This window comes from Mesorhizobium sp. ISC11 (assembly GCF_037162595.1).
Lineage (GTDB): Bacteria > Pseudomonadota > Alphaproteobacteria > Rhizobiales > Rhizobiaceae > Mesorhizobium > Mesorhizobium ciceri.
Genome location: NZ_JAVSPW010000001.1, coordinates 2,525,441 through 2,550,339 on the forward strand (window position 1 = coordinate 2,525,441; position 24,899 = coordinate 2,550,339).

Annotated in this window: 26 protein-coding genes; 14 read left to right on the forward strand and 12 right to left on the reverse strand. The window is 61.2% G+C overall.

The features are described 5' to 3' along the window. Positions 1 to 129 precede the first annotated feature (129 nt). The gene (locus RPF88_RS12640; RefSeq protein WP_013532417.1) at positions 130 to 375 is read left to right on the forward strand and encodes a zinc-finger domain-containing protein; all 246 of its coding nucleotides are present in this window, start codon (positions 130 to 132) and stop codon (positions 373 to 375) included. A 19-nt stretch (positions 376 to 394) separates the two neighbouring features. Further along, positions 395 to 1,636, forward strand: coding sequence for an FAD-dependent monooxygenase (locus tag RPF88_RS12645; RefSeq protein WP_013532418.1), 1,242 nt, complete (start codon positions 395 to 397; stop codon positions 1,634 to 1,636). 74 nt (positions 1,637 to 1,710) lie between these two features. Here RPF88_RS12645 and RPF88_RS12650 read toward each other — a convergent pair whose 3' ends face one another. The 7 genes from RPF88_RS12650 to RPF88_RS12680 all read right to left on the reverse strand — a co-directional run bounded on the left by RPF88_RS12650 (position 1,711) and on the right by RPF88_RS12680 (position 8,736). Continuing rightward, a complete protein-coding gene (locus RPF88_RS12650) occupies positions 1,711 to 2,379 on the reverse strand; it encodes a TIGR02117 family protein (RefSeq protein WP_013532419.1) in 669 nt (222 codons plus the stop codon). Positions 2,380 to 2,490: 111 nt separating this feature from the next. After that, positions 2,491 to 3,240 (reverse strand): amino acid ABC transporter ATP-binding protein, encoded by a 750-nt coding sequence (locus RPF88_RS12655; protein ID WP_031213892.1) that lies wholly within the window; start codon positions 3,238 to 3,240, stop codon positions 2,491 to 2,493. Positions 3,241 to 3,325: 85 nt separating this feature from the next. After that, positions 3,326 to 4,483, reverse strand: coding sequence for an amino acid ABC transporter permease (locus RPF88_RS12660; RefSeq protein ID WP_013532421.1), 1,158 nt, complete (start codon positions 4,481 to 4,483; stop codon positions 3,326 to 3,328). 9 nt (positions 4,484 to 4,492) lie between these two features. Beyond that, positions 4,493 to 5,680 carry an amino acid ABC transporter permease gene (locus RPF88_RS12665; RefSeq protein WP_013532422.1) on the reverse strand — a complete coding sequence of 396 codons (1,188 nt, stop codon included), beginning with the start codon at positions 5,678 to 5,680 and terminating at the stop codon, positions 4,493 to 4,495. 63 nt (positions 5,681 to 5,743) lie between these two features. Further along, the gene (locus RPF88_RS12670) at positions 5,744 to 6,772 is read right to left on the reverse strand and encodes an amino acid ABC transporter substrate-binding protein (protein WP_013532423.1); all 1,029 of its coding nucleotides are present in this window, start codon (positions 6,770 to 6,772) and stop codon (positions 5,744 to 5,746) included. A 443-nt stretch (positions 6,773 to 7,215) separates the two neighbouring features. Beyond that, the gene (locus RPF88_RS12675) at positions 7,216 to 8,091 is read right to left on the reverse strand and encodes a DUF2182 domain-containing protein (protein WP_013532424.1); all 876 of its coding nucleotides are present in this window, start codon (positions 8,089 to 8,091) and stop codon (positions 7,216 to 7,218) included. Between the two features lie 9 nt (positions 8,092 to 8,100). After that, a complete protein-coding gene (locus tag RPF88_RS12680; RefSeq protein ID WP_013532425.1) occupies positions 8,101 to 8,736 on the reverse strand; it encodes a DUF1326 domain-containing protein in 636 nt (211 codons plus the stop codon). A 455-nt stretch (positions 8,737 to 9,191) separates the two neighbouring features. Between RPF88_RS12680 and RPF88_RS12685 the strand changes: the two genes are divergently transcribed. The 5 genes from RPF88_RS12685 to RPF88_RS12705 all read left to right on the forward strand — a co-directional run bounded on the left by RPF88_RS12685 (position 9,192) and on the right by RPF88_RS12705 (position 13,334). Further along, a complete protein-coding gene (locus tag RPF88_RS12685) occupies positions 9,192 to 10,373 on the forward strand; it encodes a cystathionine beta-lyase (protein ID WP_013532426.1) in 1,182 nt (393 codons plus the stop codon). A 130-nt stretch (positions 10,374 to 10,503) separates the two neighbouring features. Continuing rightward, positions 10,504 to 11,565, forward strand: a complete 1,062-nt coding sequence (locus RPF88_RS12690; RefSeq protein ID WP_013532427.1) for an HPP family protein — start codon at positions 10,504 to 10,506, stop codon at positions 11,563 to 11,565. A gap of 132 nt (positions 11,566 to 11,697) precedes the next feature. After that, positions 11,698 to 12,372, forward strand: coding sequence for an RNA polymerase sigma factor (locus RPF88_RS12695; RefSeq protein WP_337122509.1), 675 nt, complete (start codon positions 11,698 to 11,700; stop codon positions 12,370 to 12,372). Positions 12,373 to 12,489: 117 nt separating this feature from the next. After that, positions 12,490 to 13,014: a DUF4142 domain-containing protein gene (locus tag RPF88_RS12700; protein WP_013532429.1), complete on the forward strand. Its 525-nt coding sequence runs from the start codon at positions 12,490 to 12,492 to the stop codon at positions 13,012 to 13,014. Positions 13,015 to 13,025: 11 nt separating this feature from the next. After that, positions 13,026 to 13,334, forward strand: a complete 309-nt coding sequence (locus tag RPF88_RS12705) for a cupredoxin domain-containing protein (RefSeq protein ID WP_013532430.1) — start codon at positions 13,026 to 13,028, stop codon at positions 13,332 to 13,334. Between the two features lie 111 nt (positions 13,335 to 13,445). On the opposite strand, the gene RPF88_RS12710 is transcribed toward RPF88_RS12705, so the two are convergent. Beyond that, positions 13,446 to 14,276, reverse strand: coding sequence for a crotonase/enoyl-CoA hydratase family protein (locus RPF88_RS12710; protein WP_013532431.1), 831 nt, complete (start codon positions 14,274 to 14,276; stop codon positions 13,446 to 13,448). An 88-nt stretch (positions 14,277 to 14,364) separates the two neighbouring features. On the opposite strand from RPF88_RS12710, the gene RPF88_RS12715 reads away from it, so the two are divergent. Then, on the forward strand, positions 14,365 to 14,952 hold the full coding sequence (locus tag RPF88_RS12715) for a TetR/AcrR family transcriptional regulator (RefSeq protein WP_024505017.1): 588 nt from the start codon (positions 14,365 to 14,367) through the stop codon (positions 14,950 to 14,952). Positions 14,953 to 15,028: 76 nt separating this feature from the next. On the opposite strand, the gene RPF88_RS12720 is transcribed toward RPF88_RS12715, so the two are convergent. From RPF88_RS12720 to RPF88_RS12735, 4 genes are all read right to left on the reverse strand, one after another. Beyond that, a complete protein-coding gene (locus RPF88_RS12720) occupies positions 15,029 to 16,255 on the reverse strand; it encodes an anion transporter (RefSeq protein WP_337122510.1) in 1,227 nt (408 codons plus the stop codon). 152 nt (positions 16,256 to 16,407) lie between these two features. Beyond that, positions 16,408 to 17,370, reverse strand: coding sequence for a glycosyltransferase family 4 protein (locus RPF88_RS12725; RefSeq protein ID WP_013532434.1), 963 nt, complete (start codon positions 17,368 to 17,370; stop codon positions 16,408 to 16,410). Between the two features lie 287 nt (positions 17,371 to 17,657). Then, positions 17,658 to 18,446 carry a GGDEF domain-containing protein gene (locus tag RPF88_RS12730; protein ID WP_013532435.1) on the reverse strand — a complete coding sequence of 263 codons (789 nt, stop codon included), beginning with the start codon at positions 18,444 to 18,446 and terminating at the stop codon, positions 17,658 to 17,660. 258 nt (positions 18,447 to 18,704) lie between these two features. Then, complete coding sequence (locus RPF88_RS12735; protein WP_013532436.1) at positions 18,705 to 18,926, reverse strand: hypothetical protein; 222 nt, start codon at positions 18,924 to 18,926, stop codon at positions 18,705 to 18,707. Positions 18,927 to 19,105: 179 nt separating this feature from the next. Here RPF88_RS12735 and RPF88_RS12740 point away from each other — a divergent pair, with 179 nt between their 5' ends. The 6 genes from RPF88_RS12740 to RPF88_RS12765 all read left to right on the forward strand — a co-directional run bounded on the left by RPF88_RS12740 (position 19,106) and on the right by RPF88_RS12765 (position 24,898). Continuing rightward, positions 19,106 to 19,420: a hypothetical protein gene (locus RPF88_RS12740; protein WP_337122511.1), complete on the forward strand. Its 315-nt coding sequence runs from the start codon at positions 19,106 to 19,108 to the stop codon at positions 19,418 to 19,420. Next, on the forward strand, positions 19,417 to 19,698 hold the full coding sequence (locus RPF88_RS12745; protein WP_013532438.1) for a helix-turn-helix domain-containing protein: 282 nt from the start codon (positions 19,417 to 19,419) through the stop codon (positions 19,696 to 19,698). Before RPF88_RS12740 ends, RPF88_RS12745 begins: the two co-directional genes overlap by 4 nt. A gap of 39 nt (positions 19,699 to 19,737) precedes the next feature. Beyond that, positions 19,738 to 20,019, forward strand: coding sequence for a hypothetical protein (locus RPF88_RS12750; protein WP_013532439.1), 282 nt, complete (start codon positions 19,738 to 19,740; stop codon positions 20,017 to 20,019). Between the two features lie 547 nt (positions 20,020 to 20,566). Continuing rightward, on the forward strand, positions 20,567 to 20,698 hold the full coding sequence (locus RPF88_RS12755; protein WP_442921277.1) for a helix-turn-helix domain-containing protein: 132 nt from the start codon (positions 20,567 to 20,569) through the stop codon (positions 20,696 to 20,698). A gap of 1 nt (position 20,699) precedes the next feature. Next, entirely contained in the window at positions 20,700 to 21,212 is a 513-nt protein-coding gene (brxF, locus tag RPF88_RS12760) for a BREX-3 system P-loop-containing protein BrxF (RefSeq protein ID WP_337122513.1), read from the forward strand. Further along, complete coding sequence (locus tag RPF88_RS12765) at positions 21,209 to 24,898, forward strand: DUF6079 family protein (protein ID WP_337122514.1); 3,690 nt, start codon at positions 21,209 to 21,211, stop codon at positions 24,896 to 24,898. The genes brxF and RPF88_RS12765 overlap by 4 nt, the downstream gene beginning before the upstream one ends. The last annotated feature ends 1 nt before the right edge of the window (position 24,899 follow it).

Consider the following 24,899-nt stretch of genomic DNA (forward strand, 5'->3'; position numbering starts at 1 on the left):
TTTTCGGGCCATGGGTTAACCGGCTTAACTTATCCTCTGACAGGCTTTTGCGACAGTTTGATTTCATCGAACTTGCAAAGAGGCCTGATATGATCCAGATGCAGACGAGACTGCGTTAAGGAGACGACGATGGCAGGCGGTTCCATTCCCCATTTTCAGAACGATGCGGGCTATCCGGCAATCGACATCGGCGTGAAGGAATTCATGTGCACGGGCGCCAATCCGCCTTTCGACCACCCGCATGTGTTTCTGGACATGGGCGACGACAATGAAAAAGTCTGTCCCTATTGCTCGACGCTCTACCGCTATTCGCCGAAGCTGAAGGCGACGGAAACGCTGCCGGCCGGATGCATCTACATCGAACAGGCCGCCTGAGACTTTCGCGACCAGCCCGATGAACGACACGCGTTCCCGGCAAATTGTCGTCGCCGGGGCCGGTGTCGCCGGATTGACCGCAGCCCTTGCATTCGCCTCGCGCGGCTACGCGGTTCGGGTGTTCGAACAGGCGCAGCGCCTGGAAGCTGCCGGCGCCGGCATCCAGCTCTCTCCAAACGCGACGCGCATCCTTCGCCAGCTTGGCGTGCTCGACCGGCTGCTGCCGGCAGCGGTGCGGCCGCAAGCCGTGGTGTTGAAGAAGGCCGCGACCTTGCGCGAACTGGCGCGCGTGCCGCTGGGGCAAGCCGCCGAAACCCGCTGGCAAGCACCCTATCTCGTCGCGCACAGGGCCGATCTGCAGAGCGCATTGACCGCGCGCGTTGCCGAGGTGCCGGATATCCATCTCACCACCGGCGCGCGCATCGGCGACGTTGCCTCCGGCCCGCATGGCATCACGGCGACGGCCGAGATCGACGGCAAGACCATCGAGGCGGAGGGCTTCCTGCTGGTCGGGGCCGATGGCGTCTGGTCATCGGTGCGCCCACTTGTCGACTCGGCCAAGGGGTCGGCTTCGCCAAGAAACCATTTCTCCGGCGAACTGGCCTGGCGCGCGACCATCGCAGCCGATAGCGCCGCGGGGCAGAGCTTTGCCGCCATCGGCGCCAGGGACTGCGTCACCACCTTCCTGCATCCCGGCTTCCATATGGTGGCCTATCCCGTCAGCAAGGGTGCGGCCTTCAATCTCGCGGCCTTCACCAGGGGCGACCGCATTGCCGAGGGCTGGTCCGGCAACGCCGACGCCGGGATCCTGACCCGAGCTCTTGCCGGCACTGCGGCAGAACTTGCCCGTCTGGTCGAGCAGGCCGGCCCGTGGACCGCGTGGCCGATCCACACTGTCGACCCGCAACAGCCCTGGACAACACCGAACGGCATGGCGCTGATCGGCGACGCCGCGCATGCGATGACCCCATTCGCGGCGCAAGGTGCGGCCATGGCGATCGAGGATGCAGCGACGCTTGCCGACGCCGTCTACGCCTCCCCTACGAACCCGCTGGCCGCGCTTGCGGTTTGGGAACAGTCACGGCGGCCGCGTGTCGCGCAGGTCGCCCGACGCGGCGCTGTCAACCGGCTGGCCTGGCATGCCGCAGGGCCGGTGGCGATTGCGCGCAACGTGTTCCTGAAAATGCGCTCGTCGGAAAAACTCGCGGCGGATTTGGACTGGCTCTATGGCTGGCGGGCACCGGAGGCTGACGAAAGCTGAAACCTGCGAAAGGTTGGCGGGACAGAGGGGGGTGTGAAGGAACGCGACACTCGCCAATTCGCGGAATGCCCACGCTAATTATACAGCCGCATCGATAGCCCGAGCGATACAGGCAGCGGGTTCCACCAGCCGGTGCGCAGGCCTGCGGTGCGCAAGGCGGCCGCCGTCCAGGTGTTGCAGCCGATCAGTGCGTTGAAATGGCCGTTGGCTTCGTAGAAGCCGTCGAACCTGGAATAGGCCGCGTCCGGAACGAGGATCGGGCCTTCCGGTCCGCGCTGGAAACTCGCATCGATGAAATCGAGCAACGCCGCGAACCGGTCCTCTGTGATGTCGAACCCCGCGATGTCAGGGGGCGGTTCGAGGATGTCACCGGCGACATCGACATGCATGACCGACGCGTCGAGGGTCAGTGCCTTCATCACCGGTACCGCCTTCAGCTCGGACCATGTCGGCGTCTCCAGGTAGAAGGCGCGACCGCCCCAGCCGAAGACGATGTAGCGGACCTCCGGCCTGTCGGCCGGTATGCCGGCGTCGACCAGGAAGTGGAAACGCTGGCGCACGGCATCGTCGACCGGGATGGCGATATCGGTGTGGATCGGATTGTTCAGCACCAGGATGTGGCGCGTCGCGGCGGGCATGGCGGCGGCCGCCGGCCACAGCGGCCGCGGCACGAGGGTGCCCGTCGTCACGGCGAGAGCGACGACAATCAACAGAAGGCCTAGAAAACGTCCCAGTCTCTTCATGAAAAGCGGCTCTGCAAAAGCGCTCCAGCGCGACAGGAACGGTCGCCTGTTATGCCATACGCAAAAGAGCCCGGCAGTGTTTCAGCCGGGCTCCTCGCAAACATCGAAAGCCTAGTGCAGGATCTGCGACAGGAACAGCTTCGTGCGCTCATGGCGCGGGTGGTCGAAGAACTCGGCCGGCGTGTTCTGCTCGACGATCTGGCCCTGGTCCATGAAGATCACCCGGTTGGCGACCTTGCGGGCAAAACCCATCTCGTGGGTGACGCACAGCATGGTCATGCCTTCTTCGGCAAGGCCAACCATGGTCTCCAGCACTTCCTTGATCATCTCCGGATCAAGCGCCGAGGTCGGCTCGTCGAACAGCATGATGCGCGGGTTCATGCACAGCGAGCGGGCAATCGCCACACGCTGCTGCTGGCCGCCGGAAAGCTGGCCGGGATATTTGTTGGCCTGTTCCGGGATCTTGACGCGCTTGAGGAAATGCATGGCGATTTCCTCGGCCTGCTTCTTCGGCGTCTTGCGCACCCAGATCGGCGCCAGCGTGCAGTTCTCCAGGATGGTCAGATGCGGGAACAGGTTGAAGTGCTGGAACACCATGCCGACCTCGCGGCGCACCTCGTCGATCTTCTTGAGATCGTTGGTCAATTCCTTACCGTCGACGATGATCTTGCCCTTCTGGTGCTCCTCCAGGCGGTTGATGCAGCGGATCATGGTCGATTTGCCGGAGCCGGAGGGGCCGCAGATGACGATGCGCTCGCCGCGCATCACTTTCAGGTTGATGTCCTTCAGCACATGGAACTCGCCATACCATTTGTGCATGGCGATGATGTCGATGGCGACATCGGTCGTCGAAATCTGCATCTTGGCGGCGTTGACCTTGATCTCTTCGGCGCTGACGGCATTTTCGGTGGCCATGAGAGGGATCCCCTTGTTCTTTTGTTTATGTTTAGCGTTTGTGGCCGGTGTCGAGCCGGCGTTCGGTGTACATTGAATAGCGCGACATGCCGAAGCAGAACAGCCAGAAGACGAAGGCGGCGAAGATCAGGCCGGACCTCGCCGTCTGCGCGGTTGCCCAGTTTGCATCGGAAAAATTCTGTTTGACGATGCCGAGCAGGTCGAACATCGAGATGATGATGACCAGGCTGGTGTCCTTGAACATGCCGATGAAGGTGTTGACGATGCCCGGGATGACCAATTTGAGCGCCTGCGGCATGACGATGAAATACATCTTCTGCCAATAGCCGAGGCCGAGCGAATCGGCACCTTCATATTGGCCCTTGGGGATCGCCTGCAGGCCGCCGCGCACCACTTCGGCCATATAGGCGGCGGCAAACAGCGACACGCCGATCAAAGCGCGCAGGAACTTGTCGAACGAAACGCCCTCCGGCAGGAACAGCGGCAGCATGACGCTGGCGAAGAACAGCACGGTGATCAGCGGGATGCCGCGCACCGTCTCGATGAAGACGACGCACAGCGTCTTGATGATCGGCATCTTGGAACGGCGGCCGAGCGCCAGCACGATGCCGAGCGGCAGCGACACGGCAATGCCGACGAAGGACAGGCTGAGCGTTACCAAGAGCCCGCCCCAAAGCGAGGTCTCGACATGCGGCAGGCCGAACATGCCGCCGACCAGCAGGACGAAGGCGACGATCGGCAGCACGAAGAACAGCAGAACCGCATTCAGCCCTTTGCGTGGCACCTTCGGCATCAGCATCGGCACCAGCAGCGCCACGAACAGGATGGCGACCAGGATCGGCCGCCAGCGCTCCTCGATGGGATAGCGGCCGAGCATGAACTGGCCGAACTTGGCATTGACGAAAGCCCAGCAGGCGCCGGTCCAGCCATCCGGCTGGATGCCGCCTTGCGCCACCGTGGCGCATACGGTCCGGTCCGGCCCCGTCCACACGGCGTTGATGAACGCCCAATTGATGATTTGCGGCAGGATCATCGCCACCAGGGCGATGCCGACGATTGTCAAAATGGTGTCGCCGGTAGACGCGATCAGGTTCTTGCGCACCCATGCGCCGAGGCCGGTGACGCTGGCGGGCGCCGGCTGCGCCAGCACCATTTCGGTGCGCACCCAGGACATATCATGTTCTTGCATGTCCTTACCTCACCTCTCCACCAGCGCCATCTTGGCGTTGAACCAGTTCATCACAAGCGAGGTCAGAAGGCTGATGGCGAGATAGATCACCATCATGATCACCACGCCCTCGACGGCCTGGCCGGTCTGGTTCAGCACTGTCCCGGCGGTCGCCGTCAGGTCCGGATAGCCGATGGCGATGGCCAGCGACGAGTTCTTGGTCAGGTTGAGATACTGGCTGGTCAGCGGCGGAATGACGATGCGCATGGCCTGCGGCACGACGACCAGCCGCAGGATCGATCCGGAACGCAATCCCAACGCTCCGGCGGCTTCCGTCTGGCCCGCGCTGACACCCCTGATGCCGGCACGCACGATCTCGGCGATGAAGGCGGCGGTATAGCAGGACAGCGCCAGATAAAGCGACAGGAACTCCGGCCGGACCTGAAAGCCGCCGGTCAGGTTGAAAGTCGACTGCTTGGGGTAATCGAAGCTCAGGGGAAAGCCGCTCAGCGCATAGGCGAGCAGCGGCAGCCCGACGATCAGCGCCGCGGATGTCCAAAACACCGGAAATTGCTGGCCGGTCGCCATCTGCCGTTGCCGCGCCTTGCGCGCGACGAACCACGCCATGGCGATGCCGACGAGCAGGGCGACGAAAATCAGCCATGAACCGTCGCCCCATACGGCGCGTGGAAAATAGAAACCGCGCTGGTTGAGAAAGGAGCCGAACGGCAAATTGATGCTGTCGCGTGGCGCCGGCAGCACGGCCAGCACGCCGGAATACCAGAAGAAGATGACCAGCAGCGGCGGGATGTTGCGGAAGACCTCGACATAGACGGTGCAGATCTTCCTGATCAGCCAGTTCTTCGAGAGCCGGCCGATGCCGATGACGAAGCCGATGATTGTCGCGGTGATGATGCCGACGATGGCGACGATGACCGTGTTGAGGAGGCCGACCAGAATGGCGCGGCCATAGGTCGAATCCGACGAATAGGCGATCGCGCTCTCGCTGATATCGAAGCCGGCGCGGCCCTTGAGGAAGCCGAAGCCTGAAGCGATGCGCAACCGCGTCAGGTTGTCGATGACGTTGTGGGCAATCCACCAGACGCCCGCCACCAGCAGCACGACGACCAGCACCTGGAAGAATATGCCCCGGATTTTCGGATCGTTGATGAAGGAGCCGCGGCTGGGCTCCTCGCGAAGTACGTCCTGCGATGCCATTCGACCGTCCCCTGGAAAGAGAAACCGGGAGGCAGATGATCTGCCTCCCGGATCACATTTCGATCAGCGGATCGGCGGCGCGTATTGCAGGCCGCCCTTGGTCCACAGCGCGTTGATGCCGCGCGCGATCTTCAGCGGGCTGCCCGAGCCGACATTGCGCTCGAACATTTCGCCATAATTGCCGACGGCCTTGACGATGTTGACCACCCAGTCATTGGAGACGCCGAGATCGGTACCGATCTTGGTGTCGGCTTCCTGGCCGAGAACGCGCTTGATCTCGGGGCTGGCCGAGTTCTTCATCTCATCGACATTGGCCTTGGTGATGCCGAGCTCTTCAGCCTGCAGCAGCGCAAAATAGGTCCATTTGACGATGTGGTACCACTGGTCGTCGCCCTGGCGAACGGCAGGTCCGAGCGGCTCCTTGGAGATGATCTCGGGCAGCACGACATGGTCGGCCGGCGATCCCAGCGTCAGGCGTATGCCATAGAGGCCCGACTGATCGGTGGTGTAGACGTCGCAGCGGCCGGCATCATAGGCGGCGTTGACCTCTTCCAGCTTTTCGAAGACGACGGGATTGTACTCCATCTTGTTGGCCTTGAAGTAGTCGGCGAGGTTCAGCTCGGTGGTGGTGCCGCTCTGCACGCAGACGGCTGCGCCCGAGAGCTGCAATGCCGAATTGACACCCGGCAGCTTCTTGGCGTTGATCATGAAACCCTGGCCGTCATAATAGGTGACGCCGATGAAATTCAGGCCGAGTGCCGTATCGCGGTTGATGGTCCAGGTGGTGTTGCGCGACAGGATGTCGATCTCGCCCGACTGCAGCGCGGTAAACCGCTCCTTGGCGCTGAGCGGCGTGAACTTGACCCTGGAGCCGTCACCGAAGACGGCGGCCGCGACAGCGCGGCAGAAATCCGCATCGATGCCTTGCCAGTCACCCTTGTCGTCCGGCGCCGAAAAGCCGGCCAGGCCGGTGGAGACGCCGCACTGGATGAAGCCCTTCGCCTTGACGGTGTCGAGCGTGGCCGCCGACGCGGCGGACGCCATCAATCCAAGCGTGGCGGCGCCTAGAATGCCGATAGCAATGTGTTTCATGACCCACAGACCCTTTTCTCTGTTTTTCAGGAGTAAATCCTGATTTTTTTCTCCCGTGTGAACGCGGCTTCATCCCGGCCCATCCCGAAACCCCGCATCGTAACCGACGCGCCGCCTCCCATTCACAAATGTCATCGAAGGCGATAATTCCTGTGAGGTCAAGGGAAATGACCCAAACCCGAAGAGTTTGAAAACCGATTGCCGTAAATGCCTGATTTACAGACAAACACGCCCGCGAATTAGTCAGCAGGGGCCAATAAAGGCGGCAAAGCTGATGCAACGCCAACGCGGGGCCGATACCGGCCGCGGCAGCGAAATCCATCCCGGGCAAATACCTCGTGGTTGTTGACCTCCGCGTGGGGCGAACTACCATGTCCCAAGATTGTCTTCTGACGATTTACTGGCGGCTGCAGTCCAATACAGGTCGCAGACGAAGACTGTTCTCAAGAGGCTTGAAAGACGATCCAGGTCCCGATGCCAGCCATCAACGCGCCTGAAACGCGCGGAATCAGCTGCCCGGTCGGCACCGTCTTCTCCAGCAGGACGAGGATGGCGATGCCGGCGATCCACAGCACGTTCATGACGCCACCGACGAACAGCAGAGCCATCAGCGCCCAGCAGCACCCCAGACAGTAGGCGCCGTGATCGATGCCCAGCCGGAGCGCGCCGAGCGGAGCGGAGCGGAATCCGCCATGGCCGGCCAGGAACGCGATCGGGGCCTGACATTGGCGCAGGCAGACGCCCTTCATCGGCGTCCATTGATAGAGACCGGCGGCGATCAGGACGAGGCCGCCGAGGACCGCGCTGCCGGTCGCCATCGAGGGGTCGAGCAAGGCAAGACGGGCGAGCAGCCATTGCGCACCGGTCGCCACGAGGCTGAAGACGGCCCAGACGGCGAGGTAGCCGGCAAAAAACCATCCCGTCGAAGCGATGGGCCTGCCATCCGCCCGCGCCTTGCGGCCGACACCGGCATAGAGCAGCAACATCGGTGCGACCGAAGGCGTCATCATGCCGACCATCATCACCGCCCACATCGTGAAGGTGAAAGCGAAATCGGCCAATGCCCAGGCCCGGATGCCTGGCGCCACGGCGGCGCCCATATCCATGCCGCCCATACCCATGTTCGACCCGTCCATATTCGACATGTCCATTCCGGCCATGTCACCGCCTCCGCTGTCCGGCAAGGCGGAGCCGGGCATGACCATGTCGGTGGCGAGCCACAGCACATAGGCCCAGGCGAGCACGGCAATCACCACGAGCGCGGCCATCACGACCGCGCGATCGCGCCGCAGCACCGCCTCGAGGGCCGTGTCGCCCATTGGATCAGGTCAATGCACGATGCCGCTCTGCGTGAGATGCAGATTGGCGAAATGGCTGTGCGTATCGGCCAGCTCGAACTTGATCGGGCCCGTCGCCTTTGTCCAGCCGCGCCCGACCTCGGCGATCGCGTATTCGAAGCCGTGCGGCAGGTCGATGCGCGCCTGGTGGGCAGCGCCGGTGACCGGATTCCGGATCGGCTCGCCACGACCGTCGGTTATACCCTCGACATGCAGCTGACTGGTTCGCGCGTCGACGTCGATGTTGAATTCGATCGGCGCAAAGATCGGGTCGTGGAACTTCTCCAGCGTGGTCGAAAAGACCTGGAATATCGTTGCACCCGGTTCGGTATCCAGACCGCCCAATATGCGAAGCAGCGCGCCACGTTGGGCTTCCGTCGCCCTCTCGTCGATGATCACCGCGGCTTCGCCCCCGCCCTGGTGTATGGCGCCGGGCCAGCTGAAAATCCCGACGAACCGCAATCCGTCGAGCTTGGTGTCGCCGTGATGGCCGCTTTCGATTTCCATGCCGGCGACCGCCTGGCAGAACCCGTATGTCGGCATGGCGTTGAACTGGCACGGGCAGCCATAGGCGCAGTTGCAGTTGATGAATTCGCGCGCCTTCATGGCCCATTTGACGTCCGGCATGGCATTCCTCCCTTGCCGCGCTCACGCTTGGTGAGCGCGATCCGGATCGTGGAGGACCAGAGGTCAACCGGCAGCAACCATCCGGCAGCATCTGATCGAAGCAATCCGGCGATTAATATTAGCCGACAATCATATACCTTCCGCAGCCGCCCACAATAGCCGATCGGCGGAGATGAGGGCTCCGAACGCAGGTCAATCAAAGACCGCCTTTTCGCGATAGGAATTTTTTCTTGACAGCCTGCCCTCAGCTATGATACATTTTCGTCCATGGTGCTGATTTGCGCCGATGACCCGCCGCACAGGCGGGTTTTTCGTTTTGATATCCTGTCCCCGCATCGCTGTTTTTGCCGCGACGAATTGGCATATTCGAAGTCCATCTCCTGGCGGACGGTGGCTGTTGCACGGTCCATGCCGCCGCACTATGGCTAGCGGCTTGTCAAACAAGGCGACGCAGAATGGCGAAAGACGGCGAGCACTTTAGCGGCGGGATGGGCATCAACACGCGGCTTGCCCATTCGGGCAACAATCCGCACGACTATTTCGGCTTCGTCAATCCGCCGGTGGTGCATGCCTCGACCGTGCTTTTTCGCGACGCGGCGTCAATGGCGGCTCGCACCCAGAAATACACTTACGGCACGCGCGGCACGCCGACGACCGATGCGCTCGCCCACGCCATAGACGCGCTGGAAGGTTCGGCAGGCACGATCCTGGTGCCGTCGGGCCTTGCGGCGGTGACGGTACCGCTGCTCGCCTTCGTGTCGGCCGGCGACCATCTGCTGATCGTCGATACCGTCTATCATCCGACCCGCAACTTCGCCGACACGATGCTGAAGCGGCTGGGCGTCGAGGTCGAGTACTACGCCCCCCATGTCGGCGCCGGCATCGCGGCGTTGATCAAGCCCAACACCAAGGTGGTGTTCACGGAATCACCGGCCTCCAACACCTTCGAGGTGCAGGACATCCCAGCCATCGCCAAGGCGGCGCACGCCGCGGGCGCCATCGTCATGATGGACAATACCTGGGCGACGCCACTGTATTTCCGCCCCCTCGACCACGGTGTCGACATCTCGATCCATGCGGCGACCAAATACCCGGCCGGCCATTCCGACGTGCTGCTTGGCACGGTGTCGGCCAATGAGAGCTGCTGGACGCATCTTTATGAAAGCTTCTGCACGCTTGGCTGCTGCGCCGGGCCCGACGACGTCTACCAGGTGCTGCGCGGCCTGCGCAGCATGGGCGTGCGCCTTGAACACCATCAGCGCAGCACGCTTGCCATCGCCTCCTGGCTCGAAGGCCAGAAGGGCGTGGCGCGCGTGCTCCACCCGGCCCTGCCCAGCCACCCGGACCACGAACTGTGGAAGCGGGACTTCTCCGGATCGAGCGGCATCTTTTCCATCGTGCTTGCCGGCGGCGGACAAAAGCAGCAGCACGCCTTTCTCGACGCGCTGCAAATCTTCGGCCTCGGCTATTCCTGGGGCGGCTATGAGAGCCTTGCCGTGCCGGTCTGGCTCGGCGACCGCGTTGTCGCGAAGGCCCCCTATGAGGGTCCATTGATCCGCCTGCAGATCGGCCTCGAGGACGTCGACGACCTGAAGGCCGACATTTCGCGCGGCCTGACCGCGGCGGCGGCTGCGTAGCGGAATTCTATTCCCTCAAATTGCAGTTTCCCGGATCAGTTTGGCTTTCAAATTCAACGATGCCGCGTCATTGCGGTGCGATCAGCACATTTTCGACTTCCCCTGGAATATCGGCAGAGTTTTCGACCCCATGGCTTTCCGCCTTTTTGTTCCCATTCTTGCCGGCGCGACGCTGCGCGAGCGTCTCGTCGCCTGTATCGGCGCGACGATCGGCATTGCACTCACCGGTGTGATCGCCAGCCTTGTGCTCGGCAACGGCCCGCACGTGCCGCTGCTGGTGGCGCCGATGGGGGCGTCGGCGGTGCTGCTGTTCGCCGTGCCCGCCAGTCCGCTGGCACAGCCATGGTCGATCATCGGCGGCAACACGATATCGGCACTGGTCGGCGTGATCGTGGCGCATTTCATCCACGAAACCGCCCTTGCCAGCGGCATCGCGGTGGCACTGGCCATCGCCGCCATGTCGTTCACGCGCTGCCTGCATCCGCCGGGCGGAGCGGCCGCGCTGACCGCGGTGCTGGGAGGGCCTGCCGTGATCAGCGCCGGCTTCCTGTTTCCATTCGTGCCGGTGGCGCTGAACTCGATCCTGCTGGTGGCGCTCGGCTACGGCTTCCACAGGCTGGCCCGGCGCAATTATCCGCATGTGCCGGTTGCGGCGCCGGCAAACAGCCACGGCACCGGCGATCTGCCGGCGCAGCTGCGCGTGGGCTTTCGGTCGGAAGACATCGATGCCGCGCTTGGCGCACTCGACGAGACGTTCGATATCGATCGCAACGATCTCGACCGGCTGCTGCGGCAGGTCGAATTGCAGGCGATGGTGCGCGCGCACAAGACCCTTCTGTGCGAGGACATCATGTCGCGCGATGTGATCTCGGTCGATGCTCACACCTCCACCGAGGCGGCGCGCCAATTGCTGCTTGACCACAACATCCGCACCTTGCCGGTCGTCAATGCGGAAGCCAGGCTGGCAGGCACGGTGGGGTTGCGCGAACTCACCCAGGCCTCGGGGACGGTTGGATCCGTCTTAACGCCCGCGGCAACAGCCGCCGCCGGCGTCGCCGCCATGGGTCTGCTGCCCGTCCTCACCGACGGCCGCAGCCATGCGGTCATCATCGTCGACGACGACAAGCGGATTCTCGGGCTGATCACCCAGACCGATCTGTTGGCGGCCACGGCGCGCCTGCAGGCTGCCTGACAAGCCTTCGCTCGCACTGTAGTGTAGCGGCCGCCGGACCCGGCAGAAAATCTTCGGGAACCTTTTGCCGGCGACAGCGTCCAATCTCCCAATCGAGATCCTGGTTCGGAGATTGGGTTGAGGAAACTTGCCATGCCTGCTGTGTTGACGGCCGTGCCTTCCGCTGTGCCAGGCGAGATGCAGCTTGTGCACCGCGCGCTGGCGCGCGACGGCGACGCCTTCCGCACCATCATCAAGACACACAATCAGCGGCTTTACCGGATCGCGCGCGGCGTCGTGCGCAATGACAGCGAGGCCGAGGACATCGTGCAGGAGGCATACGTCAAGGCCTTCGCCCATCTCGATGCGTTTCGCGGCGACTCCTCGCTCGCCACATGGCTATCGCGCATCGTCATCAACGAGGCGCTCGGCCGGCTGCGCAAAAGACGCAAAACGGTGGCGCTGCCGGAAAATCCGCAAGCCGAGATCATCCGGTTTCCCCTCAATCCCAGCGACGATCCGGAACGGACAATGGCGCAACGGCAGATCCTCCAACTGGTCGAACAGGCCACCGACAGCCTTCCCGACGTCTACCGGACGGTGTTCGTGGCGCGGGTGATCGAGGGGCTGAGCATCGAAGAGACCGCCGACCTCCCCGGCGTGCGGCCGCAAACCGTCAAGACAAGGCTGCACCGCGCCCGCGCCCTTGTCCGCAAGGCGCTGGACGACCAGATCGGGCCGGTGCTGCTCGACGCCTTCCCCTTCGCCGGCCGGCGTTGCGAACGACTGACCAGCGCCGTGATGCGACGGCTCGGGCTGGAAAGCTGAGCCTCAGCGGATTTCAGTTCATTTCAGCGGGAACGTTTGCCGCTGACCAGCATCCAATGACCGTCAACCGAAAAACACTGTCCGGGACGATTTCAGCGTCCCGGCGAAGGAGATGCCATGTCTATCCGACACACTGCTGCGCTCGCCGCCCTGCTGCTGCTCGGCACCGCGCCGTTCGCACAAGCCGCCGACAAGCCGACCGATCCGCAGATCGCCCATATCGCCTACACGGCCGGGGTCATCGACATCGAAGCGGCCAAGCTGGCCATCGACAAATCGAAGAACAAGGAGGTTGTCGATTTCGCCAAGGATATGGTCCGCGATCACGAGGCTGTAAATGTTCAGGCGCTCGACCTGGTCAAGAAGCTCAAGGTCACCCCGGAAGACAACCCCACCAGCAAGGCGCTGACCAAAGCTGCGACGGAGGAGCGGGCCAAGCTCGCCAAACTCCACGGCGCTGCCTTCGACAAGGCCTATGTCGACAATGAGGTCGCCTATCACAAGCAGGTCAACGGCGCGCTCGAAACCCTTTTGATCCCGTCGGCGCAGAATGCCGAGCTGAAAAGCCTGCTGGAAACCGGCTTGAAGATATTCCAGGGCCATGAGCAGCACGCCGAACACGTCGCCGGCATGCTCAAGTAAGGACCGGGAGCATGCAGAACCACCATCTGTGGATTGCGTTGACGCTCGCCGTCGGGATCGTGCCGGCGCAAGCCGAAACCATCCAGGTCACCATCGACAGGCTGGTGTTCTCTCCGGCCACCGTCGAGGCAAAGGTCGGCGACACGATCGAGTGGGTGAACAAGGATGTGTTCGCCCACACGGCAACCGTGAAAGGCGGCTGGGAAGTGATGATCCCGCCGAAGAAATCCGCAAGCCTGACTTTGAAGACGGCGGGACCGGTCGACTACTTCTGCCGCTTTCACCCCAACATGAAGGGCCGTTTGGTGGTGGCGCCCTGATCCAGCTCCGACGAGTGCATGTCGCCCAAAAGTAACCTCGGTTTTGGGAGAACGACACGCATAAAAACAAAGACCTGAAGCGGGTCGCCTGAGGAATTCCAGCGACCCGCTTCAGGCTCGCCTGGCCTCGTCGGGACGCGCGATATGTGTCCACGAGCCGTCATAGCCCGGCTCGCGGCGTGCAATCCAGGCATTCAGCCCTTCGCGCAGATCAGCGGTCGGGGCCACGCGGGCAAACTGCTCGGCCTCGACCAGCAAACCTTCGGCGATGCTCTGGTTGAGGCCGCGCGCCACTGCCGTGAGGATGCCGGCAATCGCCAGATCGGAGTGCCGCAGGATACGCCTGGCCAGATCAAATGCCGCCGGCATCAACTCGGCATGCGGCACAACCTCGTTGACGAGACCCAGTTCAAGCGCCCGCGGCGGCGCAAACCAGTCGCCGGTCAACAGCAGTTCGAGCGCCCGCTTGCGCCCCGCGAGCCTCGGCAAGCGCTGGGTTCCACCAAAGGTCGGCGGCATTGCGAGGTTGATTTCCGGCTTGGCGAACAAAGCGCGGTCACTGGCGATAGCGAGCGGTACGGCCTCGGTGATTTCGCAGCCGCCACCAAAGGCAATGCCGTTGACGGCGGCGATGATGGGCTTGCGGTAGGCTTCCAGCCTCGCCGTCAGCCGCTGCCCGCGCATGACGAAATCCCGCATCGCGACACCGACGCCAAGCGCCACGCTGGCCGAGAACTCGTGAATGTCGCCCCCCGCCGAAAACGCCCGCTCCCCTGCTCCGGTCAGAATGACCGCTCGGACGCCGTCATCGACTTCCATGTCGTCAAGGACCGCAAGCAGGCGGTCGATCAGGGCATAGTTCAGCGCGTTGAGTTTCTCCGGCCGGTTGAGGGTGAGGATGGCAATCCCATCCCGGGTTTCGCTAAGGACAAGATCTGTCATTTGGCTGTTCCTTCTCCATCATGCTGATGGAAGGAAGACTATGCCCTTTGTCGCTTGTGTATATTCACTAGTCGGTATACATAGGCTTATGCCCGACACGCAGAGCCCTACCCGCAAACGCATTGTCGATGCCGCGACCAGGCTCTTCTATGCAGAAGGAATCGGTCGTGTCAGCGTCGATGCCGTTGCCGAGGAAGCGGGTCTCACCAAGCGCACGCTCTACTACCATTTCAAGAGCAAGGACGACCTGATCGCCGCCTATCTCGACGGCCGCGACCAACCCAATCTGAAGCGGATGGCCGGCTGGTTCGAGGCTGCCGAAGGCGGCGCGGATCGCAAGGTCGAGGCGATCTTCACCAATCTGGCGAGGTCCGCTCGCCACCCGAAATGGAAAGGATGCGGCTTCCTGCGCACGGCCGCCGAACTCGCCTCGATGCCCGGACATCCGGCGGTCAAGGTGGGCGCGCGGCACAAGCTGAATTTCGAAACATGGCTGGCCGGCGCCCTGTCGGACCATGGCGTCGCGGAGCCGCAAACCCTGGGGCGCGAGATCGTGCTTTTGATCGACGGCTGCTTTTCGATCATGCTGATCCACCGCAACCCCGATTACATCGAAGCGGCCGGACGCGCCGCGGCGACGCTGGTGCGGGCGCGACTTTCAGGCAGTCAGGTCTAAAGCGCGACGCGCTTTAAGCCTTTGGTTTTATGCATGTCGTTGGCCCAAAACCGGGGCCACTTTTGGGCGACATGCATTAGAAACCGAAAGCCAGCCATGCGGTGCCGGCGGCCAGCGTTATCAGCGTCAAAGGCAAGCCGACCTTGAAAAAAGCGCCGAACGACAGCGTCGTGCCGGCGGCCCGCGCCTGTTCGGCGACGATCAGGTTGGCGACCGAACCCAGCAGCGTGAAATTGCCGGCCAGCGTCGAGCTCATGGCGACGACCAGCCAGGCGCGCTCGGGGTTTTCGAGGCCGGGTATGAAGGGCCGCAGCGCCAGCACGGCCGGAACATTGCTCATGATGTTGGAAAGCACCGCGGTGAAGCCGGACAAGCGCCAGACGTCGTCCAGCCCGAGGTTCCTGGGCGAAGCGATCATGTCGGGCGAAAGAAGCGTCTTTTCAGCGCCGGCGACGACAACGAACAGACCGGCGAACATGAACAGCAGCGGACCGTCGATCTCGCGGTAGATGCGCTCCGGCTTGATGGCCCGGGTGAGCAAGAGGATGGCGCCGCCGATGAGTGCTGCCTTGGCGACGGGCACGCCGGCGAAGAAGGCAATTGCCAGCCCGATGCAGACCACCACCGCCTTCAGCACCTGCCCCTTGTGCATGCGGCCACGCGAGACCTCGGGCGTCAGTTGGACGGTGCGGGCGAATTCGGCCCGGAAGACAATGCGGATGATGACAACGACCGCGACGAGGCCGAACAGGGCGACCGGAGCCAGCGCTGCCGAAAAGGCCGGATAGGAAATGCCCGACAGTGCACCGATGACCATGTTTTGGGGATTGCCGGTGATGGTTGCGACGCTGCCGCAATTCGACGCGGTGGCGGTGGCGATCAGATAGGGGATCGGGTTGCGCTTGATCACACGGGTGACGTGGACGACGATCGGCGCCATGACGAGACAGATGGCGTCGTTGACCAGGAAGGCGGACAACACGCCGGTCAGCAGCGTCACCATCACCAAGAGCATGAAGGGCGCATGCGCGTGCTCGATGGCGACGGCGCCAAGGCCACGAAAGGCGCCCGACACTTTTAAATGCGCCACCACAATCATCATGCCGAGCAGAAGCGTGATGGTATCGAAATTGATCGCCCGGTACGCATCCTCCATGCTGAGCGCGCCGATGGCGATCATCGCGGCCCCGCCGAGAAGCGCGATCCCTGCCCGGTCGAGGCGCAGGCCGGGGATGCGGCCAATGGCGACACCGGCGTAAGTCAGGATCAGGATCAGCAGTGCCGCCGCGCCCATCAAAGTCATCGATAAGAAGTCCTGCCCAGTCTGTGGCACGCCGCTGGCTGTCGGCCCCATTCGTCCGCTTTGCGTGCCTGCTTTAGCGCGATGTCGAGATCGATGACAGCGGGCATGTTGTTGCGCCAAGGATGTCCCATGGCCCAAAGGATGACGTGCAGCTAACGCAGGTAGAAATCCAGCCTCTGTCGCACAGCTTGGGAAGAATAGGTCTGCTCGACGGTCTGCCGTGCCTTGAGGCCCACTGCCGCCCGCAGCGCCGGGTCGGCTTTGAGATCGGCCAGGATGCGCGCCGCCTGCTGCGTCGTTTCGAACAAGAAACCGTTTTCGCCATGCCTGATATGGTCGGAATAACCGCCATATGAATGGCAGACCACGGGCAACCCGCAGGCCATCGCCTCGAACACCACGCGACCGAAGGTTTCCATATGCCAACCGGTGCGATAATAAAACACGTCGAGCGTCTGCAGAAACTCTTCGGCGGAAAATTGGCCGGGTGGGAACAGTTCGAGTTGCGGATGCGGCATGAGGCTGTCCTTGAGCCCTATCCCTCCCTGTATCCGCAAGGCTGTACCTTCGGCCAGCAATGTCTTGTAGAGGGGTATGTCATCGGGATGATGTTTGCCCGGCCCATCGCGGCTCAAGCGTCCGACGGTGAAGGGACGATCCGAACCCAGACGCCGTGGTGAAAAACGTTCGATATCGATCGGAGACGGATGCACGGTGCCATCGACTTGGAGCATCCGTCTCTGAAAATCGGAAATCAGCACCAGTTCGGCGTCGGGCCAGTTCAGCATGCGGGGCATGCGTCTCGTCAGCGAGATGATTTTCGGGTGAAAGGTATTGAAGACATAGATCAGCCGGCGCGGCCGCGGGATCAGGTAAGGCCATATCTTGTTGCGCCAATGAGAGCCGAGAAAGACGTAGGTACCGCCATTCGGTACATCCCACTTCGACAGCGAGACGCGGCGAATCGGGAAATTCCGCATCAACTCGCCGGACACGCTGGAGGAGGTTGCCCACAGATGCACCTCGGAATCGACACTCAACAACCGGTACAGTTCCAGAGCTTCAAGGTCACTGCCACCGAAGGGGTCCTGAAAGCCGTTGAACAAATGGATCATAATAGCTGTGTTTACCTGACCGTTTCCGCATATGTTCGCCAGCATCAAAAATCATGATCGCTGTCGGCCGGAACGCTTGGAAACTCAGAGTCAAAACCGTTTCTGCCGACAACGAAAATCGCCAACGCGGGGGAGTATACCGGCAAGCGGTTGCAGTCCATGGCCCATCGAGCCGGCATGCTATCCGTAAGGATCGGATTCCTTGCGGCTGATTATAAGCATTTGGAAACATAGAAGGAGCGTCTGTTTCGAGAGCTTCCCGATCAGCCTTCTGCAAGTTTCTGCCATCAATGCACGGTGGCGACGCCGGGCGCAGGCGCCGGAGACGTTCCGGCCGGATCGAAGCTGACTTGATCGCGTCCGTTCGACTTGGCCGTGTAAAGCCTTCTGTCGGCAGCGGAGAAAATTTCCTCATAGGTGATCGGGCCGGTAAAGCTTGTGCCGCCGATGCTGACGGAAAGCGGACAAGGCCTGCCGCCGGGTGAGAATTCCATCTCCCTGATACGCCGGCGGATGCTTTCGGCAACCACCCAGGATTGCGAGGGATCCACGCCGGGCAGAAACACGCCGAATTCTTCGCCGCCGATGCGGCCGACGATATCGCTGCCACGCAGTTGCCCCTTGATCGCCTGCGCTATCAGTTTGAGGGCCTGATCGCCGCAATCATGGCCCAGGCGGTCATTGATCGACTTGAAGTGGTCGGCGTCGATGATCAGCAGCGCCCCCGAACGGGTCTGCTCCTGCTTGCGGGTCTGCTCGAGATAGGCTTCGACCAGCATCGAGAAGGCGCCACGGTTCAGCACCGCCGTCAGGCTGTCGGTCGCGGCGATGACGCTGAGATCGCGCTGCGCGATGGCCAGCTGGCGAATCTTCCACATCAGGAAAAACAGAAACGAGCCGCCCAGCACCAAAGGCAGCATCAGGTCGGTCATCTGCGCCCGCCACACGGCCTCGGGCGAAAGATAGGGAAAATTGAAGGAATCGACGAAGAACGCCACGGCAATGAAGAATGCCGTACCGACTGCCGTGACAGCGATCACCCTGCCCCAGCTCGTCGGCGACAGATCGAGCTTCATCGCGTCCACTCCGTTAGCCGTCGCTACTATGACGCACCAACCCAAACAAATTGATAAGACTTTCCCTCCAATTCGATGTCGGCGGCGGAATCAAATCCACCGGCCAACCAGCCCCTGCCTATGACTTGCGACAGACGCTTGGGCAGACGCCACAGGACGGCCGCTGGAAAGCAGCCATCCTGTTTCAAAGTGTGAAGGCGTGGGCCAATTGCCGGCCGGGCAAGGGCAAAACGGCGCGCGAAGCCAGATCGCCCGTCGTCAGTTGAGCGTCGGTTCACCCAGCGCATCGACGACAAAGGATGCCGCGATCAGGTCGTCGGCATCGAGACGCAGGGAGCCTCCGTCGCCTCCCATGGCTGAAGCCACTTTTTGAAAGGTCTTCATTTCGTATTCCGTGATCCGGGCGTCCTGCATCCTGGCCCTGAGATCGGCAATGCGCCGATCGAGGGCCGAAGATATCCCTATTTCTCGCTTCGACATGGCAACACTCCTCCCCACCCTTGTTTGCCTCCCGCCTGTCCACTTTTATATGAGGGTCCGCGAATACAGCGGGCCGAACGCGCCGTGCGCGGGAAGGTTCCGAAAAGGCCGAGTAACGAAATAATACGCTGGCGCCGAGCCACGCCCGCGGACTTTTCTATATCAGACGCAGCTAATCCTTGACGCCGGCAGATGCCGCCCCAGAATCAGAGCATGGCAATAAAGTCGGCGACGAGGTGGCGGTCATGGCGACGGTGCTGAAGCGCGTCACGAAGGACCGCGTCAGCGTGTCGATCCCCGGTCTTCCGCATTCGGTCATTGATCCGGCAACCAGGCTGACCAGGGGCCAGCAGATGGAATTATCCGGCGACGTTACGCGGATCGACGGCGACAAGGTCACGGTGTCGCTCGGGACAATGGTCACGGTGGATCTGGACAAGGCGGGCCTGGTGCAAAGCCGTGTCCCACCGAAGCGAAGGACCGTCAGGATGTGAACAAGCGAAGCGCCACCGTCTCAGGGACCCAACCCCTTACACCCCAGCAGTGCAGAGCTGCACGAGCGATCCTGAAGTGGTCGCAGGTGCGACTCGCCGCGAAGTGCGGCCTCAGCGAAGGAACGATTGGCAGTTTTGAGAGCGGGCGAAGGATTCCCAGTCCCGCCAAGCTGGCTGCCATCCGTCGAGGCTTGGAGGCAGCGGGCGTGGTTTTCATCGATCAGAAGACCGCAGTGACAAAGAGCGGTCCGCCTCGCGAAACTATTAGTGGAACATAATTTAGACATCGCTGTTAGGCCGTAAATGGGAGGCGCGCGATGTCACAACATGAAATCGGCATTGTTTCGGACTGGTCGAAATTGGTGGCGGACGATCCTCTGATCGCCGCCGATATAATCCAGCGCCTTTCTGTGCGCGCTTGCAATGACAACGCTGCCACCGCCGCCGACGTCCCGTCGCCCGGCACCGAAACATTTCGGGGTCCCGACATAACCAGCCTCGCAACACCCACCGAGTATCCTCGGCCGATCGTGCTCCTAGCGACGATCTATGCGTCGACGGTCCTGGGGGTAACGCTGCTTCTGGCGGCGGCGGTCTGAGCGCACGAGGCCTGATACCGCTCTCTGAAAGCCCGTGTCTCCGGTATAAACCGTAACCTATGTGTCCGGAACGGACCGAAAGGCTTTGGCGATCCCGACAGGATTCGAACCTGTGACCATCGGCTTAGAAGGCCCAAAGCCAACCCCTTAGTTCTGCGGGTTTTCGGGTTTCCAGCTGTAAACGGGACCCGTTGAGCCATTGAATAATTCGGTTCTGCTGTAAACGGCGGTTGGCTCTATTCGCCTCCATGTTCCCTAGACTCGCAGCCAGGGACCCCCTGTTCGGTCGAGCGTCCTTCTTGGGTTCTTTCGGACGTCCAGAATTTCATTGGCGGAGTTCGCACTTACTGCATGAGATGTACATGAACGGCGGCATTCCAGGGGAAACCGGCACTCCCGCCGAACGCACAGAGTGGCGCAATTTGTCTGGCGTCCTCCGGCAAACTCTGGCATCCCTTGACGTCCAATCCAACAGGGGCGGTCTCATGCCGGACGAGATTCAAACTCTCACCGAAGTGGGTCGATTGCCAAAGGTGCCGAGAAGACTGTGTACATAATGGCCCAAAAGAACCAGCTACCAGCCTTCAAAGTGCGCGGCCAATGGCGCTTCAAGCGTGTAGATCTCGACAGCCGGATCGAGCAGCAGAAAGAAGCCGTGCGCGGCGAAGGTCAGACCTGACGTGTCCAGATCACTTGCCTCTCAGATCCAGGATGTTCTGCCCAAGACGTCGGACACTTACTACAAACTGATTTTGACCGTAGGGCCGGAACGCGCCGGCAAGACCGCCGCGCTCACCGAGCTGGCCGCCAAGCACAAGTGGCCTCGGGTAAATGTCAATCTCTCTTTAGCGGAGCAACTCCTCGGGCTGACGCATCGGCAGCGAGCCGTTCGAGCCGCAGGCATTCTTGACGACATAGCTAGCGCCAGGAATTCTAATGTTGTCCTGCTTGACAATATCGAGCTGCTCTTCGCTATCGAGCTAGCGCAGGATCCGCTTAAGCTTCTTCAATCACTCTCCCGAAACCGCACGATTGTTGCAGCGTGGCCGGGAGACTTCGAAGGTGCCACTCTGACATATGCGGTTCCCGGCCATCCGGAAGCACGGCGATATCCGGCGCCGCAAGCGGTCATCGTCAGGGCCGGCGACACTGAACGGCAAGACGTTCGAGCGGTTCGACGGGAGACGAAATGAAATACTCAGACCTGATCCAGTTCGAGCCTATTGAAACTGTTGTCCAACTCCGGGAGGCGGACTCTGCAGTAGACGCCCGCCGTCTAGTCGAAACATTCGTCATTTCTGACCGAATGGCTGACGTGCTTGGCGAGCTCGTATTTCCGCAACTGCAGTTCAGCAAGCCGTCAGACAACAAGGGCATTCTCGTCGTTGGCAATTACGGTACGGGCAAGTCGCATCTCATGGCTGTCATCTCGGCGATCGCCGAACACGGCGATCTCGCTTCCCGCCTGACCAATCCAAATGTCGCTGAAAAGGCCGCCGATGTTGCCGGCCGGTTCCGCGTAATCCGGGCGGAGATCGGTTCCACCACCATGTCGCTGCGGGACATTGTATGCTCGGTCTTGGAAGATGGCCTGTCGCGGCTTGGAGTCACCTTCGAATTTCCGTCAACCGACGATCGGCATGAAAACAAGTCCGCCTTACAGGAAATGATGGCCGCGTTTCAGGCCAAGCACCCCGATCGCGGCCTTGTCCTCGTCCTCGACGAGCTCCTAGATTATCTGCGCTCTCGCGCAGACCAAGCGCTAAGCCTCGACCTTTCTTTCCTCCGGGAGCTGGGTGAGGTCTGCAAAGGCTCCCGCTTCCGCTTCATCGCAGGCGTGCAAGAGAGCCTGTTCGACAACCCACGCTTTCAGTTCGTCGCTGATACCCTCCGGCGCGTGAAGGATCGCTTCGAACAGGTCCGCATCGCTCGCGATGACGTTGCCTTCGTCGTGGCCGAGCGAATCCTCAAGAAGGATGCCAAACAGCAGGCGTTGATACGGGAGCACCTAAAACAGTTCGCGCCTCTCTACGGCTCCATGAATGAACGAATGGAGGAGTTTGTTCGTCTTTTCCCGGTACACCCAGCCTATCTCGACACATTCGAACGTGTGTTCGTAGCCGAAAAGCGTGAAATTTTGAAAACGCTTAGCGCTGCAATTCGCCGGATCATCGGGCTCGATGTTCCAACAAACGATACAGGACTAATCGCTTACGACTCCTACTGGGGCGTATTGCGCGATAATCCATCATTCCGATCCGATCCCGCCATCAAGGAAGTCATCGATCGCAGCGGCGTTCTAAGCGCTCGGGTGGAGCAAGCTTTTACCCGCCCACAATACAAGCCTGCCGCCATTCGCATTGTGAACGCACTGTCCGTCCACCGCCTGACGACGTCAGATATATATGCGCCCATCGGAGCAACCGCGGAGGAATTGAGAGACGATCTCTGCCTGATGCTACCTGTTCCGGAAAAGGACGCGGGCTTTCTCCGTACGCTTGTCGAAACGGTACTCAAGGAACTGCTGCGTACGGTGAGTGGACAGTTTCTCAGCTTCAACAAGGAGAACGGTCAATATTTCCTCGATCTGAAGAAGGATGTCGATTTCGACTCCCTTATCGAGAAGCGAGCAGAGACACTCAGCGACACGCAACTGGATCGATACTATTTCGATGCGCTGCGTCGAGTGGTTCTCGAAGACCCCGATGCTGCGCCCTACGTTAGCGGCTATCGCATCTGGGAACATGAGATCGAGTGGCGCGAACGGCGTGCTGGAAGAAGCGGGTACCTATTCTTCGGCGCTCCGAACGAGCGCTCAACCGCGCAGCCCGTTCGCGATTTCTATCTCTATTTCCTGCAGCCGTTCGATACTCCCTATTTCAAGGACGAGAAGAAGGCTGACGAGGTCTTCTTCAAACTGAAGGAGCGCGACGATACCTTCGACCGTACGTTGCGCCTCTATGCCGGCGCTCGTGAACAGGCGGCTGCGGCCTCCGGCAGCAACAAGAAGACCTACGAGGATAAGGCCGGTGATCACCTCCGGACGCTTACGTCTTGGCTCCGTGAACATATGCCTACGGCGGTCGAAGTTATGCATCAAGGGCGGTCAAAGACGCTGTTGGAAGTCGTTCGCGGCAAGCTACCTCCCGATGCGACGGTCAAGGATTATGTCGACACCGCTGGTTCTGCTCTCTTGGCACCCCACTTTGCGGACCGTAGCCCGGAATATCCGCTCTTTAGTGTTCTGGTCACGCGACAAAACCGCGATCAGGCCGCGCAAGAGGCACTGCGGTGGATCGCCGGCAGCGTCAAGAGTAAGCAAGGCACCGCAATTCTCGATGCGTTGGAATTGCTCGACGGCGAGACGCTCAAGCCGCGTAACTCACGCTATGCAAAATACGTGCTCGACACCTTGAGCCAGAAGGGCCAAGGCCAAGTTCTCAATCGATCTGAGCTGGTAGCCTCGGAGGCGGGTGTCGACTATTGGACGAAATTTCGCATCGAGCCTGAGTTTCTAAGCGTGGTTCTGGCTGCGCTGGTTCACAGTGGCGACATCGTCCTCAGTCTCACCGGCAAAAAAATTGACGCTGCCGACATCGATCAGTTCGCTAAGGTCGGAATTGCCGACGTCACTGAGTTCAAGCACATCGATAGGCCTCGCGATTTGCCACTCGGGCCGCTCCAGGATCTGTGTGATCTGTTGGACGTGCCAAAAGGTCTTGTCGTCAATCCTGCGAACCGGGATGAAGGTGTGGCCAAGATTCAGCAGCGCGCCGGCGAACTTCTCGGCAAGGTCGTCGCCGCCCACGCGCGCGTTCCCGACCTGATCTTCTGGGGCCGTCCCATTCTGTCCGACCAGGAGCAGAAAGACTGGAGAGACCGGCTAGGCAGTCTGAAGGGATTTCTTGAATCGCTCCAGCCGTTCAACACCACCGGCAAGCTCAAGAACTTCCCACATGACTCTGCAGCGGTCTTGGGACAGAAGCCTGCGATTGGGCTCTCCCGCGAAGTCGATGAGCTTGGCACGTTGCTTCAGCAGTCCAACCCAATGACATCCTACCTCGGCAAGGCAGAGGCGCTGCTCGACTCGACGCATCCCTGGCAGGACATGGTACGAACGGCGCGCGCTGATCTCATGGGGCGGATTGCAAATCCAAAACAGCGCTCCGAAGCTGATTTCAAACGCTTTTTGACCCAGACCCTGAGCGATCTGAAGAGCAAATACCAGGACGCCTACCTGGCCGCGCACGAGCGCTCCCGCCTCGGGGTCAACGATGACAAACGCAAGGCAAACCTCGCCAAAGATCCCCGCTTGGCTCAGATTCAAAAGATCGCCAACGTCGAGATGATGCCAACGCCGCAACTGCGGGATTTCGAGAACAGACTGTTTGCACTGAAGACCTGCTTCCAGCTCGGTCGTCCAGACCTTGAAAGCGATCCATTGTGCCCACATTGCGGCTTCCGGCCCGCGGAAGAACCTGCAGGCGGCGCAGCTGCAAAGAAAACGCTGTCCGACCTTGATGAGGTGTTAGACGGTATCGTGCGCGGTTGGACGGAAACCCTGCGTACTAATCTCGAAGACCCGACCGTATCTGGAAACATCGAGTTAGTCAGCGATGCCGATGGAAAGAGCGAACTACAGGCATTCCTGGGCAGTAAGCAGTTGCCGGATCCTGTAAACCCAGCCTTCGTGAAGGCCCTGCAGGAGGTGTTGAGCGGATTGCAAAAGGTGGTGCTCGGCAGCGCTGAGATGCAGGCTGCTCTCTCCGATGGCGGCCTGCCGTGCACGGTCAGCGACCTACGGGAACGCTTCGACCGCTATATCGCCAACCTGACCAAGGGCAAGGATTCGTCCAAGGTCAGGATCGTGATAGAATAGG